Here is a 14,589-nt window from a genome sequence, read left to right as displayed (position 1 = left end):
GAAGCATGATTCGGCAATGTATCATGTAGGTTAATTACCAATCTAAAGTCGAAATGAAACGGATAGGTCCAAGGGTCTGGAAATATATTGTAATTAGATGAAATTACGTGAAAATACATTGCATAAAAATGCAGTTTGTTGTACGATAAAACATGTTTTCTGAAAGCTGATTACGACATGCCATCAAGTCCATACTAGCGTTAATCCAATCAAACAAAGACAAAGAACAAGGGGAGATAGATCATGAAAAAATGGGGTATTTTAACGGTATGCCTGGTGTTGGCGGGAAGTTTGATCGCTGGCTGCGGCAATAAATCGTCCGAACAGGGCGCCGGCCAAACCGGCGGCAAAACGGAAGCGAAAACGATCGTTCTTGGAACAAGCGCCGATTTTCCGCCTTACGAATTCCACAAAATGATTGACGGCAAAGACCAGATCGTCGGTTTCGACATCGAAATCGCCAAAGAAATCGCCTCTGACATGGGCGCGACGCTGGAAGTGAAGGACATGGACTTCAAAGCGCTGCTCGGCGAATTGTCCACGGGCCGCGTCGATTTCGTCATTTCCGGGATGACCCCGGACGAAACCCGCAGAAAACAGGTGGATTTCTCCGACAACTATTATAAAGCGCAGCAAGCCGTCGTCGTCCGCGAAGCAGACAAAGACAAATACAAAACGATGGACTCGCTTAAAGGCGTATCCTTTGGCATCCAGACCGGTTCGATCCAGGAAGATATCGCCAAAACCATTCCTGGAGCCCAAATCACCGGCCTCGGCAAAATCAACGACATCATCATGCAGCTGAACTCCGGCCGCGTCGACGCATCTATCATGGAAAAGCCGGTTGCGGAAGCTTTCATTAAAAACGTCAAAGGTCTGACGATTGCCGAAGCCGTGCCGGAATACGAAGAAGACGGTTATGCCATCGGCGTGAAAAAAGGCAACAAAGAGCTTCTCGACCAGATCAACAAAACGCTGGACCGCCTGAAATCGGAAAACAAAATCGATCAATTCGTATCCGAGGCAAGCGACCTCGCCGCGCAAAAATAAATTCGGCGACATAATAAATAGGCACGGAGGAAAAATATGCGGAAGCCATTTCCGCTATTTTTTCTGCCCCGGGGTGCCGGCGGCATGTCGAATCTATGAGGGGTTCCGTGCTGCTTCATAAGCCCCGGTTCCAGTATTATAAGGAGGAACAGACCGTTACATGGACATTTTTAATATTTTTTGGACGTATCGCTCCTATTTCTTCACGGGAGTTCAATACACGCTGCTGCTTGCGGTCATCGGCGTTTTTTGCGGTTTTATACTCGGCATGCTGGTTTCGCTGCTGCGGATGTCCCGGATTCGGGTTCTTCGCTTCATCGGATCCGTCTGGGTTGAATTTTTGAGGGGAACGCCGATGCTCGTTCAGCTGTTCATCATCCATTACGGGCTCGTCTCGTTCGGCATCAAATTTTCAGCCATTGAGTCGGGCGCCATTACGTTAACGATCAACAGCTCCGCTTATTTGGCGGAAATTTTCCGGGCGGGCATTCAAGGCGTCGACAAAGGGCAGGCCGAAGCCGCCCGTTCGCTCGGGATGAGCAAAGCCATGACGATGAGGCATATCGTCCTTCCACAAGCTGTTAAAAGCGTGCTGCCGGCGATCGGCAACGAATTCATTACCATTATCAAAGAATCTTCGATCGTGTCCTTTATCGGGGTCGGCGATTTGATGTATCAAGCCGGGGCCGTCAACACCATCACGTATGATTACCTTAAACCGCTGCTGATCATCGCCGTGATTTATTTCATCATGACGTTTTTGCTTTCCAAGCTGCTTGGTTTGTTCGAAAGGAGGTTAAGAACGGATGATCACCGTTAAAGATCTGCATAAATCGTACGGAAAACTGGAGATTTTGAAAGGCGTCGACATCGAAATCGCGAAAGGGGAGGTCGTCGTCGTCATCGGCCCGAGCGGATCGGGGAAAAGCACCTTCCTCCGCTGCCTGAACTTGCTGGAAGCTCCCACGAGCGGCGAAATCACGTTTGAAGGCGAGTCGATCACCGGAAAACGGCATAACATCAACCTGACCCGCGAAAAAATGGGCATGGTGTTCCAGCAGTTTAACCTCTTCCCGCATAAAACGGTGCTGCAGAACATTACGCTGGCTCCGATCAAAGTGAAAAAGATGCCGCAGGGCGAAGCTGAAAAAATCGCGATGGACCTGCTGCGAACCGTCGGGCTGGAAGACAAAAAGGATGCTTATCCTTCACAGCTTTCCGGAGGCCAGAAGCAGCGGATCGCCATCGCGCGGGCGCTGGCCATGCAGCCTCACGTGATGCTGTTCGACGAACCGACGTCGGCGCTGGATCCCGAGATGGTCGGCGAGGTGCTGGAGGTCATGAAAAAGCTTGCCGAAGGCGGCATGACGATGGTCATCGTCACGCACGAGATGGGCTTCGCCAGAGAGGTCGGGGACCGCATAATCTTTATGGACGGCGGTAAAATCATGGAAGAAGGAACGCCTGCCGAGGTTTTCAACAATCCGCAAAATCCGCGAACCAAAGACTTTTTGAGCAAGGTACTATAGAAAATCCATATTTTCAAGCTTCGGGCTTCGTTTCCTGCCCGGGGCTTTTTTTGTGCCGATTGTAACTTTTGCTTCATTTTTTTCGAAGTCTTTTAGCGTGAAAACGCCTTAATAACGGCACTTTTTTGGTGGAAGGTTGCAATTTGGTAACATTTTCATGCGCACAGGTTACAAAATTGTGATATATTGAATGAGCCAAAACTTTGGAACGAAAAGTGCGGGGGACCATTTCCACCGTGAATCACCATGTTCACTTGGGGTGAATCGTATTCGATCGTAGGGTTGTCTCCTCAATCCGAACCCGACAGCTAACCTCGCAGGCATGAAGGATTTTAAGGAGGAACTATGAAAAAGAGATTTATGAAAATGAAGATTTTTGCAGCGGCGCTTGGCATCGCATTGGCGGTACAGGCCGTGCCGGTCCATGCGGATTCCGTCCATGTAGCCAAGGAAGGCGACACTTACTATACGCTATCGAAACAATACGGCGTGAACCTGAACCAATTGATGAACGCAAATCCCAACATACCGGCAACCAACATTTACGCCGGATTGAAGCTGAACATACCTGCCGGCGAAACGATGAAAGCCTATGCCGATCCTGCGCCGGTGGCGATTACCGCATCGCTTAACGTCGATTCCGGCGAAAAAGTCGTCGAAGCTTGGGGCAAAACCTTCGCTTACAACAAAACGCTGAAAGTCAAAGCGACGGCATATTCCTCGGCCGCCAGCGAAAACGGCAAATGGGGAGCCGTCGACTATTTCGGGAACCCCTTGGAGCTCGGCACGATCGCGGTCGACCCGTCCGTCATTCCGCTCGGCACGAAAGTGCTCGTAACGGGGCACAGCTTCCCGGGCCTTCCGAAAAAAGCTTTCGTGGCCACGGCCAGCGATACCGGCAGCGCGATCAAAGGCAACCGCATCGACATTTTCGTGCCGGGAAGCCCTCAGTCGGTCAGCAACTTCGGTTTCCAGGACGTCGAACTGTATTTCATTAAATAAGATGGCATCCCGTCATCTGCCTATATACCGGAACGCCAAAACAGCCTCTGCGATAAATTCGCGGAGGCTGTTTTGCGTTTGAAGCGTCATTTGTCTTTCTGGATTTTCAGCAGCTTAGGCACGGTCACGAACGTGAATCCCTTTTGCTTCAGCTCGCGAATGACTTCCGGCAAGGCTTCGATCGTGCCGGTCAAATCGGAAGTGCTTCCGCCTCCGGCATGCTGCAGAATGATGGAGCCTTGCCCGGCGGCGGTCATGATGTTTTTTTTGACGGTGTTTTTGCCGATGCCTTTCCAATCCAGCGAATCCACGTTCCAGTTCACGATTTTGTATCCTTCCCGCTTGGCCCAGCGCAGCTGGTTTTCGGTAATGTCCCCGTAAGGCGGCCGGATAAGCTTCGGCTTGTAGCCGGTCATGCCGTACAAAATGTTTTCCGTTCGGATGATTTGGTCCATGTATTCGGACATGGTCAACTTGTGGAACTGGGGATGGTTATAGGAATGATTTCCGATGACATGTCCCTCCCGGACGATGCGGGCGACAAGGTCGGGGTGTTTTTTGGCCCGGCTGCCGACGACAAAAAACGTCGCTTTCACTTTGTTTTCGGACAAGATGCGAAGCACCTGCGGCGTAAACCGGGGATCCGGGACGTCGTCGAACGTGAGGGCGATTTGCTTGACGCGGGGGCCGTGGATTTTGAACGTATCCGGATATTTTTTGATCAGCTGTCCCAAGGTCAGCGCCTGGTTCTCCTGTCCTTTTTCCGCTCCGCTGGTTGCGCCCGTTTCCTTGGCGGGATGGGAGGGAGAGGGTTCTGTCAGTTTTGCCGCTTGAAGGCCGGGGTCTGGGCAAAGGAGGCTGATCAGAAGCAGCCCCAAACAGGCTTTGTCGAGATAGGCGTTTCTCATAACGGTCATCGGCTCCTTTCGGCGGTGTGCTCATAAATGAAACGGTCTCTACTGTTATGTCCCGAATTGGAAGGAATTATGAGGGATGGGCCAAATCAATGCCGCATATTGCCAACATTCCGGGCCGAAGGTGTATAATAATGTGTGCAAACTTGTCCTGTTGAGCAAGATAAAGGCATAACCACAAGACTAGAGCTCGCTGAAAGGAGACTTAAGCATGGCGGATTTATTTACACCTTACGTATTAAAGGGATTGTCATTAAAAAATCGGATCGTGATGCCTCCGATGTGCCAATATTCGGTACAGGCTGAAGATGGCGTTCCTAACAACTGGCATTTTGTGCATTATGTTTCCAGGGCAGTCGGCGGAACAGGACTGATCATCGTCGAGATGACGGCAGTGCATCCGGATGGGCGCATCACGAACCGGGATACGGGAATATGGAGCGACGAGCAGATCCCCGCATACCGCAAAATCGTAAACGAAGTACATACGTACGGCACGCGGATCGGCATTCAGCTGGGGCACGCCGGACGAAAAGCCGAAGACGCAAGCCCGCCGGTAGCGCCTTCCGCGATCCGTTTTGACGAGAAATACCGCACCCCGCGGGCGCTGACCACCGAAGAAGTGAAGGAACTTGTGCAGGCTTATAAGGAAGCTGCGAGAAGGGCCGTGGAAGCGGGCTTCGACACGGTTGAAATCCACGGCGCGCACGGGTATCTGATCCATCAATTCCATTCGCCGCTGACGAACCGGCGCGATGATGCCTACGGGCAGGATTTGCCCCTTTTTGGCGAAGAGGTCGTCAAAGCCGTCAAGGAGGCGGTGCCCGAAGAGATGCCCGTCATTATGCGCGTTTCTGCCCAAGAGTACGTCGACGGGGGATACGGCATAGAATACATTGCCGAAGTATGCCGCCGTTACCGGGATGCGGGAGTGGATATTTTTCACGTGTCGTCCGGAGGGGAAGGTCCGGTCGGTTCCAACGGAGGGCCGAAATCCGGTCCCGGTTACCAAGTGAATCTGGCCGAACAGCTGAAGGAAAAGCTGAACGTGCCGGTCATTGCCGTCGGACGGCTTGAAGGTTTCGAGGATGCCCAGAGCGTGGTGCTGAACGGGCAGGCGGATTTGGTCGCGGTCGGCCGCGGCATGCTGAAGGACCCTTATTGGGCGTTGCATGCTTCGCAGGCGCTGGAGGGCAGCGCCAAAATTCCGAAGCAGTACCTTCGCGGTTTCTGAGAAGCGAAAATTTTTTTTCGATTTTTGAAACGACTTCGGTTTTGCGCCGTAAAAGAATATCATAAAGAACAAACTTAAACCCTTTTTAGGAGGAAATGACACGATGGCAATTTTTAAAAGATTACGCGACCTGACGATGTCCAACATTAACGCTATTATCGATAAAGCGGAAGATCCGGTGAAAATGACCGACCAATACATCCGCGATATGACGGAAGATCTTGAGGATGCGGAGAAAGCGGTAGCCGCGCAAATCGCGATCGAGAAAAAATTCAAGCAGCTCTACGAAGAACAACAAGCTCTCGTCGAAAAGCGCACCCAGCAAGCCCATACGGCCGCACAAGCTCAAAACGTGGAACTGGCGCGCCGCGCCCTGGAAGAAAAGAAAGCCGCGGAACAAAAAATGGCGGAATACAAAGCAAGCTACGACCAAAACAAAGCCGCTGCCGACAACCTTCGGAACAAGCTGGACGAAATGCGCAAGCAGCTGACCGAAATGAAAAACAAGCGCGAGACGCTGGTAGCCCGTTATAATGCAGCGAAAGCGCAAACCGAAATCAATAAAGCGATGCAGGGCTTCAGCACGGACAGCGCTACAAGCGGCATGAAGCGCATGGAAGAAAAAATGCTGCAAATGGAGGCGCAAGCCGAAGCAAGCAACGAAATGTCCTCCAAAGGCAAATCCCTTGACGACGAGTTCGAACAGCTCGGCAAAGACAAAGCCGTGGAAGACGAGCTTGCCGCTTTGATGAAACAATACGAAAACAAGTAATACCGTCCGAAATTGAAGCGTAAGTTTGTAAAAGCAGCGAAGGGGATTGTGCACCATCCATGTCCCCCTTCGCTGCTCTGTTGTAACAACGAAAAATCTGTGGAGGCACGTGTCAATGGATTTTAACACGATTATGGCGATCCTCGTTTGGACAGGATCCGGAGCCCTGCTCCTGTTTATTCTTATGTTTGTGGACTCGCTGTTCACGAGATACAAGGACTTTGAGGAAGTCAAGGCGGGCAACATGGCGGTGACGACAAGACTTGTGCTGAAGCTGCTTGCGCAAGGTTACATTTTGTCCGCATCCATTAGCACATCCAACAATTTGCTGGATGCCATCATGGTTTCCATCATTTCGTTCCTGATCTTGCTTGTATTGGAGGCCGTCGTCCGGGTGCTTCTCCGGGTATGGGCCAAACTGGAGCTGGACGTCGGCACGCAGCAGGGAAAGATCGGTTACGGCTTGTTTGCAGGTTCGCTCCATCTGGTGGGGGCGTTAATTATTACCGCCTGCCTATAATTTAGAGTTTCGTCGCAGACTAAGTATGGAACGTAAGGAGTTATCACATTATGAGCGTATTTAAACGTATTGGCAACCTGTTTGCCAAACCCGAGCCGCCGAAAGCGGAAAAAAGCATGCTATCCCTGATGCCGGGGGATATTTGCGAAGTGTCCCTGGTGACGTACGAAGTGACGGGAAGGGTCCATAACCGCGGACGCAACGCCGTTGTCCTTACGCTTCAGGACGGCAACACCATCATGTATTTGCACATCGAAGAGCGCGAAACGCTGCAATATGCGCTGTACAGTCCGCTCGACGGACGCCTCGACAATCCGAGCGAGGTTCCGACAGAGCTGGAATTGGACGACAAGATTTTTTATCTGGAAGAAGAATACGAAGGCCATGTCATGATCAACGGCAAAACGCCGTTTACCCAAAGCGGCGCGCAGCACGTCTGGCAGTACCAATCGGACGATTACCGGCTGGTGCGGATCGAATGGCAAAACGGGCGTTTCATGCTATACGAAGGAGAGAAAGTGCTGCCGGGAGACGTAAGGGTCATCCGGGCCAATTAGGAGTGATCGTATGAAAGGACGACACGGGCGGTCGCTGCTCAGCTTGAAAATCCTGCTTGTCATCAGCCTTGTCATGTCGCTTTTGACCGGGTGCGGAATCGGCGCTCCGAACGTGAAGGAAACGTATCCTTTGGAATCGGTGAACCGAAGCGGCAATGCGACCTCGTACGTATACCGCGCAGCGGATAAAACCGTCCCGGAAGTGGCAAAGGAACTATCGGACGAGAAAACGCCGGACCAAATGTCCAAAGAGGACGCCGAGCATATGTTTCTCGTTTACGGCCATGATTATTATCATCTGCAAAAGGATCCCAAAAAGGAAACCGATACGCTGATCGAAGTGGATTCCCAGGAATACGTCCAGAAAAACTACGATTCGAGCTTCCTGCAGGGCTATCTGACGGCAGCGCTCATCGGGCATCTATTCGATTCGTTCGGCGGGGGCGGCGGATACCGGGGGTATTCCAGCCGCGACATTTACCAGCCGAAACAAGGGACGTACCACGCCCCGACTTCCAGCGACAAAAAGGTAGCGCCTCCGCTGACGGTGGAGAAAAAGGGTTCGATCTTCCGCCGGGGTTCGAGCGGAGGGGATTCGAGCGTCGGCTCAGGGGGCAGCATCTTTGACCGCAAACCGGATTCGACCACCCCATCGAGGGGGAAAATATCCCGCGGAAGCGGGTCGGGCGGCTTGTTTGATTCACCGAAAAAGTCGTACACCAAGCCTAAAACGAGGGTCGGTTCGGGAAAAATAACGCGAAGGTCGCGGAGATGACGGGAAAAGCAACGCACGAAGCATGGATTCGTGCGTTTTTTTGTGTCATGATAGAGGCATGAGTGTATTGGGTGAACGAGAAGAGGAAGGTGTTGACGACATGAACATGCAAACGAAAGACGATCGCGATAAATTCCACCGCAAACCGCTGCAAGTCAAAGCCGCCCAGCAATTGCTCGCGGCGTACGGGAAACCCGGTCCCATCGAAACGGTTCCTTTGGAAGAAAGCGATGGCCGGTATTTGGCGGAGGAAATCCGGGCCCCGCATCCGTTTCCGCGTTTCCGCCGTTCCGGCATGGACGGGTACGCCGTCCGATCGGAGGATACGGCAAGCGCCGGCTCGGATCGAATGGTCTGGCTGGACGTCATCGACGAGATCCCTTGCGGCTCCGTCTCCGGGAAAACGATCACGCCAGGCACCGCCGCCCGCATCATGACGGGAGCCCAGGTGCCGGAAGGCGCGGATGCGGTGGTGATGCTGGAAATGACCGAGCTTCGCGAACATGGGGGACAGATGCAAATGGGACTCAAGCGAAGCATCGAACCCGGGAAAAACGTGACGCCGATCGGCTTTGAAGTGCAGGAAGGGGAGATCCTGCTCCGTCCCGGACGCCGGATCCGGGCCGGCGAAATTTCGGTGCTCGCTTCGTTTGGCGTTCATCGGGTGCCCGTCTATCGGAAACCGCGCATCGCCATTTTTTCGACCGGCTCCGAACTCTTAACCGTGGACGAGCCGCTCCAGCCGGGAAAAATCCGCAACAGCAATACGTATATGTTGGCATCCCAGGTGCGCGATGCCGGTGGCGAACCGTTTATTTTGGAAGCCGTCATGGACGAGCTCCCGCTTGCCAAAGCCAAGGTGGAAAAAGCGCTGCAGGAATATGACGCGGTCGTGACGAGCGGCGGCGTGTCCGTAGGCGACTACGATATCATGGGCGACTTCGTGCGGAGCGGCAGCGTGGACATGCTGTATAACAAAATCGCGATGCGTCCCGGAAGCGTCACGACGGCTGCGGTGAAAAACGGAAAGCTTTTGTTTGCCCTATCCGGCAATCCCGGGGCGTGTTTCGTCGGGTTCGAGCTGTTTGTGCGGCCATTCATCCAGCAGGCGCTGGGAAGCGAGCAGCCTTATCTTACGGAATGGACGGCGGTGCTGGACCGCGACTATACGAAAGTGAACGCTTTTACGCGTTACGTTCGGGGCAGCGTTGAAGCCAGGAACGGCGTGTTGTACGCCATACCGGCAGCGGTCGACGAATCGAGCGTCATGGTGACGATCAAGGACAGCGATTGCCTTATCGTCGTTCCGCCGGCCAAAGAGGCGACGCCCGCCGGCTCGAAAGTGAACATATTGATGCTGAAAGGAAACAGGCTGTGAAAAAACCGTTTGTGTGCCAAATCGTCGGCTACAAAAACAGCGGCAAAACGACGCTCGTCTGCGCGCTGGTCGAAAGGCTGAAGGCGGAGGGCCGCCGCGTGGCGGTCATCAAACATGACGCCCATGATTTCGAAATGGACCATCCGGGCACCGATTCCTACCGCCACCGGGCCGCCGGGGCAGCGGCGATCGCGCTCGTGTCCCCGCGGAAAACGGCGGTCATCCGCGAAGAAGAAACGTCTTTGGAGAAGCTCATCGAAAATTTTGGCGGCTATGAGGTCATTCTGGTGGAAGGCTTCAAGAAGGAGCGTTATCCCAAGCTTGTCATGGTAAGAAGAGCCGAAGATGCGGAGCTGATTTGGGAGTTGGAAAACGTAGCGGGCGTCGTCAGTTGGCTGCCGGAGGCGCAGGTATTCTCGGCCGGGGAACCTCGCGAACATCTTGTGCGGTTCGGCAAAGACGATCATCGTCGAATCACGGACTGGATGCTTCGGCAGATCGCAAATTCAGCGCCATCTCCATAAGCATTTTGTTAGTCGGCTTGTTTTGATAGCCTTCGTTCGTCGCTTGCCTCTTGACCCTCACGCAACGTTATAGAGTAAGTTTATAATAGAGCGATTTTTTGTAGAGGAGGGTTGGCAGATGGTCGATATCGATACGGTCATGGAAAACGGCAAGTGCATGGAATGCGGGGCGGCGGAAACCGACGGACTTTCCTGCTTTGAGATGTTTCATTATCCGCTGGCTTGGGAACATCGTGATCCCGAGATGTATGCCTTGCATTTTTGGCTTGTTTCATGTTATATGATCCAGCATCCCTCTAACTATACCGAGGAAGGGTACAAGCTTCTGGCAGAGCTGTTCACGGATGCATACGATCATCGCTGGAGCACGGAGCGTATTCTCGAGAAAAACAGGGAACTGGTTTCAAAGGCAGGCAAAATAACGAATCCCCTGCCTAGCCGGCAAAGAAAGCGTACCTCCAGGTCCTGGTCCATGACGATCGAGGATCTTTATCGCGGCGGAGAAGAAAATGCAATCCGAGGCATCCTAAAATGGAGGGACGCGGTAAGAAAGGATATCCAAAACTAGATATAGAGGCCGCGGCACATCGATTTGCGAGAGGTGTTTAGCCTTGCGAAAAAAAGGGAAAACCTTATTCTCAGGTCTTCCCTTTTTTTGCTGCTGGAGAAGCGATTACGGATCAAGCATCCACGCGCCGTTCAATGGCTTCGGACATCGTTTTGTCGGTCAGATGGGCATATACTTCGGTCGTTTCGGTCGAAGCGTGCCCGAGCTGTTCCTTCGTTTTGTAAATGTCGTTTTGCAAGTAATAGTCCGTGGCAAAAGAATGGCGGAGCTTATGGACCGTTAAATAAGGTTTGCCGAACCGTTTGGCGTATTTGATGATCATTGCCTGGATCGCCCGTTTCGTCATGCGTCTGCCTTCGTTTTGGCCGTTGGCGAGAGCGAGGAACAGCGCTTTTTCTTTTTTGGGCGCCTTATAGCGGGTTTGCCGCAGATTCAGGTAGGCCATCAAATCGTCTTTGGCTTGCTCCCGGAAATAAACCGGGGTTTTGAAGGTTTCGTCGTTGTTGCCCTTGCGGTAAACGTACAGCATTTTGTTGTTCAAATCGATATCGTCCACGTTCAAGTTCACGACCTCGGACACCCGCAGGCCGGAATTCAAAATAAGGCTCGTAATGCTGGCATCCCGTTCTTTGTTCAGCTCATGGGCATACAGCGCCTGTTTATTGTTTTCGACATCCTTGGCATAGCCTTCGAGAATGTAGCCGATAAACTCGAGCAGCTCGTCTTCTTCGAGAATTTTGCCTTTCAGCTTGGCGGCGGTATCTTTCGGTTTGTGGATCCGTTTGATTTCGATTTTTGCCATGATGTTTCGTTTCAGCAAGGGATAAAACTCCTCGTCCTCCGCAATTTGGCTTAAATAATGAAACAACGATCGGAGGGAGGAAAGCTTCCGGGACACGGTAATGCGGGAATTGGCCCCTTCCCGTTTGGTCGCGAGAAAAATCCGGTAGCTGGTGACGTTCTCCATCCGGAGCACTTCCAGCTCCTGCAGCGTGACGTCTTTGTTGTCCGATGCGCTCGAAAGCCCTTCGGAACGCAACCAGCCAAAAAACGTTTCATAGTCCCTCACATATTCGAGAAGCGTGGAGGGGGACAGATCCGGCAGCTTGTAGTCGATAAACTGCTGGACAAACCACGGCATGCCCAGTACTTTTTCGTCAAGCTTGATCCGGTCGATTTCTTTTTGTACGTTCATGCGGGCATCACCTCGAGTCTAGTTGGTCTTCACAAGATTATTTTACCATAGGATCCGTTCTGACGGCTCGCAAGGCGCTTGAAAGTCGGCCAAAATGGTTCACCTTGCTCCGCGGCGGCCAAAGTTATATATTGGATATGATACGATCTACATACCTGCATGATAAAAAGAGGTGAATTCGTGGATTTCAGATTGGATCTCGTGCCCGCGCGGCGAAAACAGGTCATTGCCGGCCTGATGCAGCTGTATTTATATGATTTCACCCTATATACGAATTTGGAAGTGAACCAGGACGGCGTGTTTCCCGGTTATCCGGGCCTGGACGACTATTGGAGAAGGGGGACGGGGAAATATCCTTTTCTGATGACGCATGGGGGACATCCCGCCGGCTTTGCGCTCGTGGACCGTTTAACGGAACCGGAGGAAGGCGACTATTACATGACCGAATTTTTCGTTATGCAAAAATACCGCCGCTGCGGATTGGGAAGCTGGGCTGCATGCGAGCTCTTCGACCGCTTCCAGGGACGGTGGAAAGTGACCCAGGTGAAAAAAAACCTGCCCGCCCAGGCATTTTGGCGGAAAGTGATCGGCGGATATACGGGTCAGCAATTCGAGGAGAAAATCCATCCGTCGAGCGGGAACGTCAGCCAATATTTTACGTCGCACAAAGTTCATGCCATAAATTAAAACAGGACAGGATGGAGAGGAGCGTTTACAGCATGTATTTGCCATCGTTTAAGCTTGAAGGAAAAACGGCGCTCGTGACGGGCGCGGGACGCGGCATCGGCAGGGCGCTTGCCGTCGGGCTGGCGGAATCGGGATGCGACGTCGCTTTGGTGTCGCGGACGGCAGCCGATTTGGAGGAAACGGCGGAACTCATCCGCAAACATACGAATGCCAAGCCTTATGTCATTCCTGCGGACATTACGGTGCGGGAAGAAATCGAGGGCGCTTTTGACAAGCTGATCGCCGAAGCCGGACGACTCGATATTTTGGTGAACAATGCGGGAATGAACATCCGCACGCCGGCGCTGGAAGTGACGGACGACGAATGGGAGACGATCATGCAGACGAATCTGAAGTCCGCGTTTATCGCGTCGCAGACGGCGGGACGTTACATGAAAGACCACGGCGGCGGCAAAATCATCAACATTTCGTCCGTCGGGGGCCATACGGCGCTTCGCACCGGCGTGGTATACGGCTCAACCAAAGCGGCGCTGATCCATATGACGAAAATTTTGGCGCTGGAATGGGGAAAGTACGGGATTTTGGTCAATGCCGTCGGCCCATGGTATTTCCGGACGCCGCTGACCGAAAAGCTTTTAAGCGACGAACAATATGTGCAGGACATTCTGGACCGCACGCCGCTCAATCGGGTGGGGCAGCTGGAGGAGGTCGTCGGACCCGTCGTGTTCCTGGCTTCGGACGCGGCCAACTACATGACCGGGCAAACCCTCCTTGTCGATGGAGGCATGAGCATTTACGGTTTTTAACGAATGGATGCTGCAGGATTGATCAGCAAGACGCTCTCGCCGGAAGGATACCTGGTTCACATCACGTATGATGAATAAGGAGGCTGGAAGATGGAAAAGCGTATTTTTGGCAAAACGGGGATGGAAGTCAGCATTCTTGGCTTCGGCGGCTCGGAAATCGGGTCCGAAACCGACCTGGCCAAGGTCGAAAAGCTGCTGAACGAAGCGCTGGACGCCGGACTGAACGTCATTGACACGGCGGAATGCTACGGCGACAGCGAGGAACTGATCGGCAAGGCGTTATCCCGCCGCAGGGACGATTATTATTTGTTCACGAAATGCGGCCATTCGGCCGGTTTCGAAGACGAGGACTGGAACCCCGCGATGCTGGAAAAAAGCATTGACCGCAGCCTGAAGCGACTCCGCACGGATTACGTGGACGTCATCCACCTGCACAGCTGCTCGGAAAAAATACTGCGCCAAGGCGCGGTGATCGAGGTGCTGCAAAAGGCGAAGCAGCAGGGGAAAACGCGGTTTATCGGCTACAGCGGCGACCGGACCGATGCCCTTTACGCGGTGCAAACCGGCTTGTTCGACAGCTTGATGATATCGCTCAACATTGCCGACCAGGAAGCGATCGATTTGGTGCTGCCGGAGGCCGAGGAAAGGCAAATGGGCGTGGTCGCGAAAAGACCCGTGGCCAATGTCGCCTGGACTTACGAGACGTTGTCCGAAAAAGCATATCCTTACGTCTACTGGCAACGGCTGAAAGAGCTCGGATATGACTTCCTGGCGGATCATGACCGGGCCGTCGCAACGGCGCTTCGTTTCGCTTTGACCGTACCCGGCGTGCATACGGCGGTGGTCGGCACGCAAAAGCCGGGAAGATGGGCGGAAAACGCCGAGCTGCTGCGCACGAGCACGTTGTCCGGCCCGGAATACGAACACATACGTGCCCGCTGGAAGCAGGTCGCCGGAGAAGATTGGGTGGGTAAAACCTGATCGGCCGGCGGGCTGACGAAGGCGAAAAAAGCGGCCTGCAAGGGCCGCTTTTTTGATTGTAGGCGGGGCATACGGACACGGGGTCCGGTTCTTTAAT

At 53.1% G+C, this 14,589-nt stretch carries 17 protein-coding genes and 1 riboswitch; of the genes, 15 read left to right on the top strand and 2 right to left on the bottom strand.

Annotated elements, in window-relative coordinates; genetic code table 11:
- Nucleotides 1–243: 243 nt before the first annotated feature.
- The 4 genes from NYE48_RS15590 to NYE48_RS15575 all read left to right on the top strand — a co-directional run bounded on the left by NYE48_RS15590 (nucleotide 244) and on the right by NYE48_RS15575 (nucleotide 3,581).
- Complete coding sequence (locus tag NYE48_RS15590) at nucleotides 244–1,050, top strand: transporter substrate-binding domain-containing protein (RefSeq protein ID WP_340999321.1); 807 nt, start codon at nucleotides 244–246, stop codon at nucleotides 1,048–1,050.
- 160 nt (nucleotides 1,051–1,210) lie between these two features.
- Complete coding sequence (locus tag NYE48_RS15585; protein ID WP_036711985.1) at nucleotides 1,211–1,870, top strand: amino acid ABC transporter permease; 660 nt, start codon at nucleotides 1,211–1,213, stop codon at nucleotides 1,868–1,870.
- Nucleotides 1,857–2,579: an amino acid ABC transporter ATP-binding protein gene (locus tag NYE48_RS15580; RefSeq protein WP_212948525.1), complete on the top strand. Its 723-nt coding sequence runs from the start codon at nucleotides 1,857–1,859 to the stop codon at nucleotides 2,577–2,579. Before NYE48_RS15585 ends, NYE48_RS15580 begins: the two co-directional genes overlap by 14 nt.
- A 183-nt stretch (nucleotides 2,580–2,762) precedes the next feature.
- Nucleotides 2,763–2,917, top strand: a riboswitch (cyclic di-AMP (ydaO/yuaA leader).
- Nucleotides 2,918–2,924: 7 nt separating this feature from the next.
- Nucleotides 2,925–3,581 carry a 3D domain-containing protein gene (locus NYE48_RS15575; RefSeq protein ID WP_036711987.1) on the top strand — a complete coding sequence of 219 codons (657 nt, stop codon included), beginning with the start codon at nucleotides 2,925–2,927 and terminating at the stop codon, nucleotides 3,579–3,581.
- Nucleotides 3,582–3,667: 86 nt separating this feature from the next.
- On the opposite strand, the gene NYE48_RS15570 is transcribed toward NYE48_RS15575, so the two are convergent.
- Entirely contained in the window at nucleotides 3,668–4,489 is an 822-nt protein-coding gene (locus tag NYE48_RS15570; RefSeq protein ID WP_340999318.1) for a polysaccharide deacetylase family protein, read from the bottom strand.
- A 217-nt stretch (nucleotides 4,490–4,706) separates the two neighbouring features.
- On the opposite strand from NYE48_RS15570, the gene NYE48_RS15565 reads away from it, so the two are divergent.
- From NYE48_RS15565 to NYE48_RS15530, 8 genes are all read left to right on the top strand, one after another.
- Nucleotides 4,707–5,729: an NADH:flavin oxidoreductase/NADH oxidase gene (locus NYE48_RS15565; protein ID WP_340999317.1), complete on the top strand. Its 1,023-nt coding sequence runs from the start codon at nucleotides 4,707–4,709 to the stop codon at nucleotides 5,727–5,729.
- Between the two features lie 103 nt (nucleotides 5,730–5,832).
- The gene (locus tag NYE48_RS15560; protein WP_036711989.1) at nucleotides 5,833–6,501 is read left to right on the top strand and encodes a PspA/IM30 family protein; all 669 of its coding nucleotides are present in this window, start codon (nucleotides 5,833–5,835) and stop codon (nucleotides 6,499–6,501) included.
- Nucleotides 6,502–6,616: 115 nt separating this feature from the next.
- A complete protein-coding gene (locus NYE48_RS15555; protein WP_036711990.1) occupies nucleotides 6,617–7,021 on the top strand; it encodes a DUF350 domain-containing protein in 405 nt (134 codons plus the stop codon).
- 50 nt (nucleotides 7,022–7,071) lie between these two features.
- Entirely contained in the window at nucleotides 7,072–7,578 is a 507-nt protein-coding gene (locus tag NYE48_RS15550; RefSeq protein WP_036711992.1) for a DUF4178 domain-containing protein, read from the top strand.
- A 10-nt stretch (nucleotides 7,579–7,588) separates the two neighbouring features.
- Nucleotides 7,589–8,353, top strand: a complete 765-nt coding sequence (locus tag NYE48_RS15545; RefSeq protein WP_212948531.1) for a DUF4247 domain-containing protein — start codon at nucleotides 7,589–7,591, stop codon at nucleotides 8,351–8,353.
- Nucleotides 8,354–8,453: 100 nt separating this feature from the next.
- Nucleotides 8,454–9,731, top strand: a complete 1,278-nt coding sequence (locus tag NYE48_RS15540) for a molybdopterin molybdotransferase MoeA (protein ID WP_340999315.1) — start codon at nucleotides 8,454–8,456, stop codon at nucleotides 9,729–9,731.
- Complete coding sequence (gene mobB / locus NYE48_RS15535) at nucleotides 9,728–10,255, top strand: molybdopterin-guanine dinucleotide biosynthesis protein B (protein ID WP_340999313.1); 528 nt, start codon at nucleotides 9,728–9,730, stop codon at nucleotides 10,253–10,255. The genes NYE48_RS15540 and mobB overlap by 4 nt, the downstream gene beginning before the upstream one ends.
- Nucleotides 10,256–10,373: 118 nt before the next feature.
- Nucleotides 10,374–10,823 (top strand): DUF5946 family protein, encoded by a 450-nt coding sequence (locus tag NYE48_RS15530; protein WP_036711999.1) that lies wholly within the window; start codon nucleotides 10,374–10,376, stop codon nucleotides 10,821–10,823.
- A gap of 112 nt (nucleotides 10,824–10,935) precedes the next feature.
- On the opposite strand, the gene xerS is transcribed toward NYE48_RS15530, so the two are convergent.
- The gene (xerS, locus tag NYE48_RS15525) at nucleotides 10,936–12,018 is read right to left on the bottom strand and encodes a tyrosine recombinase XerS (protein WP_036712001.1); all 1,083 of its coding nucleotides are present in this window, start codon (nucleotides 12,016–12,018) and stop codon (nucleotides 10,936–10,938) included.
- A gap of 159 nt (nucleotides 12,019–12,177) precedes the next feature.
- On the opposite strand from xerS, the gene NYE48_RS15520 reads away from it, so the two are divergent.
- From NYE48_RS15520 to NYE48_RS15510, 3 genes are all read left to right on the top strand, one after another.
- Nucleotides 12,178–12,705, top strand: coding sequence for a GNAT family N-acetyltransferase (locus tag NYE48_RS15520; RefSeq protein WP_052147104.1), 528 nt, complete (start codon nucleotides 12,178–12,180; stop codon nucleotides 12,703–12,705).
- A 32-nt stretch (nucleotides 12,706–12,737) separates the two neighbouring features.
- Entirely contained in the window at nucleotides 12,738–13,511 is a 774-nt protein-coding gene (locus NYE48_RS15515; protein WP_340999312.1) for an SDR family NAD(P)-dependent oxidoreductase, read from the top strand.
- Between the two features lie 90 nt (nucleotides 13,512–13,601).
- Nucleotides 13,602–14,492, top strand: coding sequence for an aldo/keto reductase (locus NYE48_RS15510; RefSeq protein WP_036712006.1), 891 nt, complete (start codon nucleotides 13,602–13,604; stop codon nucleotides 14,490–14,492).
- Nucleotides 14,493–14,589: the final 97 nt, after the last annotated feature.

Source organism: Paenibacillus sp. FSL M7-1455 (assembly GCF_038004655.1).
GTDB lineage: Bacteria > Bacillota > Bacilli > Paenibacillales > Paenibacillaceae > Paenibacillus_AQ > Paenibacillus_AQ cookii.
This window is presented reverse-complemented; position numbering and strand designations above follow the sequence as displayed.

What these genes read in the sequence shown, in the direction of transcription:
- NYE48_RS15575 (WP_036711987.1), top strand. Translation starts at nt 2,925, where the DNA reads ATGAAAAAGAGATTTATGAAAATGAAGATTTTTGCAGCGGCGCTTGGC.
- NYE48_RS15520 (WP_052147104.1), top strand. Translation starts at nt 12,178, where the DNA reads ATGATAAAAAGAGGTGAATTCGTGGATTTCAGATTGGATCTCGTGCCC.
- NYE48_RS15530 (WP_036711999.1), top strand. Translation starts at nt 10,374, where the DNA reads ATGGTCGATATCGATACGGTCATGGAAAACGGCAAGTGCATGGAATGC.
- NYE48_RS15510 (WP_036712006.1), top strand. Translation starts at nt 13,602, where the DNA reads ATGGAAAAGCGTATTTTTGGCAAAACGGGGATGGAAGTCAGCATTCTT.
- NYE48_RS15545 (WP_212948531.1), top strand. Translation starts at nt 7,589, where the DNA reads ATGAAAGGACGACACGGGCGGTCGCTGCTCAGCTTGAAAATCCTGCTT.
- NYE48_RS15560 (WP_036711989.1), top strand. Translation starts at nt 5,833, where the DNA reads ATGGCAATTTTTAAAAGATTACGCGACCTGACGATGTCCAACATTAAC.
- NYE48_RS15585 (WP_036711985.1), top strand. Translation starts at nt 1,211, where the DNA reads ATGGACATTTTTAATATTTTTTGGACGTATCGCTCCTATTTCTTCACG.
- NYE48_RS15565 (WP_340999317.1), top strand. Translation starts at nt 4,707, where the DNA reads ATGGCGGATTTATTTACACCTTACGTATTAAAGGGATTGTCATTAAAA.
- NYE48_RS15550 (WP_036711992.1), top strand. Translation starts at nt 7,072, where the DNA reads ATGAGCGTATTTAAACGTATTGGCAACCTGTTTGCCAAACCCGAGCCG.
- NYE48_RS15570 (WP_340999318.1), bottom strand. Translation starts at nt 4,489, where the DNA reads ATGAGAAACGCCTATCTCGACAAAGCCTGTTTGGGGCTGCTTCTGATC.
- NYE48_RS15555 (WP_036711990.1), top strand. Translation starts at nt 6,617, where the DNA reads ATGGATTTTAACACGATTATGGCGATCCTCGTTTGGACAGGATCCGGA.
- xerS (WP_036712001.1), bottom strand. Translation starts at nt 12,018, where the DNA reads ATGAACGTACAAAAAGAAATCGACCGGATCAAGCTTGACGAAAAAGTA.
- NYE48_RS15580 (WP_212948525.1), top strand. Translation starts at nt 1,857, where the DNA reads ATGATCACCGTTAAAGATCTGCATAAATCGTACGGAAAACTGGAGATT.
- NYE48_RS15515 (WP_340999312.1), top strand. Translation starts at nt 12,738, where the DNA reads ATGTATTTGCCATCGTTTAAGCTTGAAGGAAAAACGGCGCTCGTGACG.
- NYE48_RS15590 (WP_340999321.1), top strand. Translation starts at nt 244, where the DNA reads ATGAAAAAATGGGGTATTTTAACGGTATGCCTGGTGTTGGCGGGAAGT.
- NYE48_RS15540 (WP_340999315.1), top strand. Translation starts at nt 8,454, where the DNA reads ATGAACATGCAAACGAAAGACGATCGCGATAAATTCCACCGCAAACCG.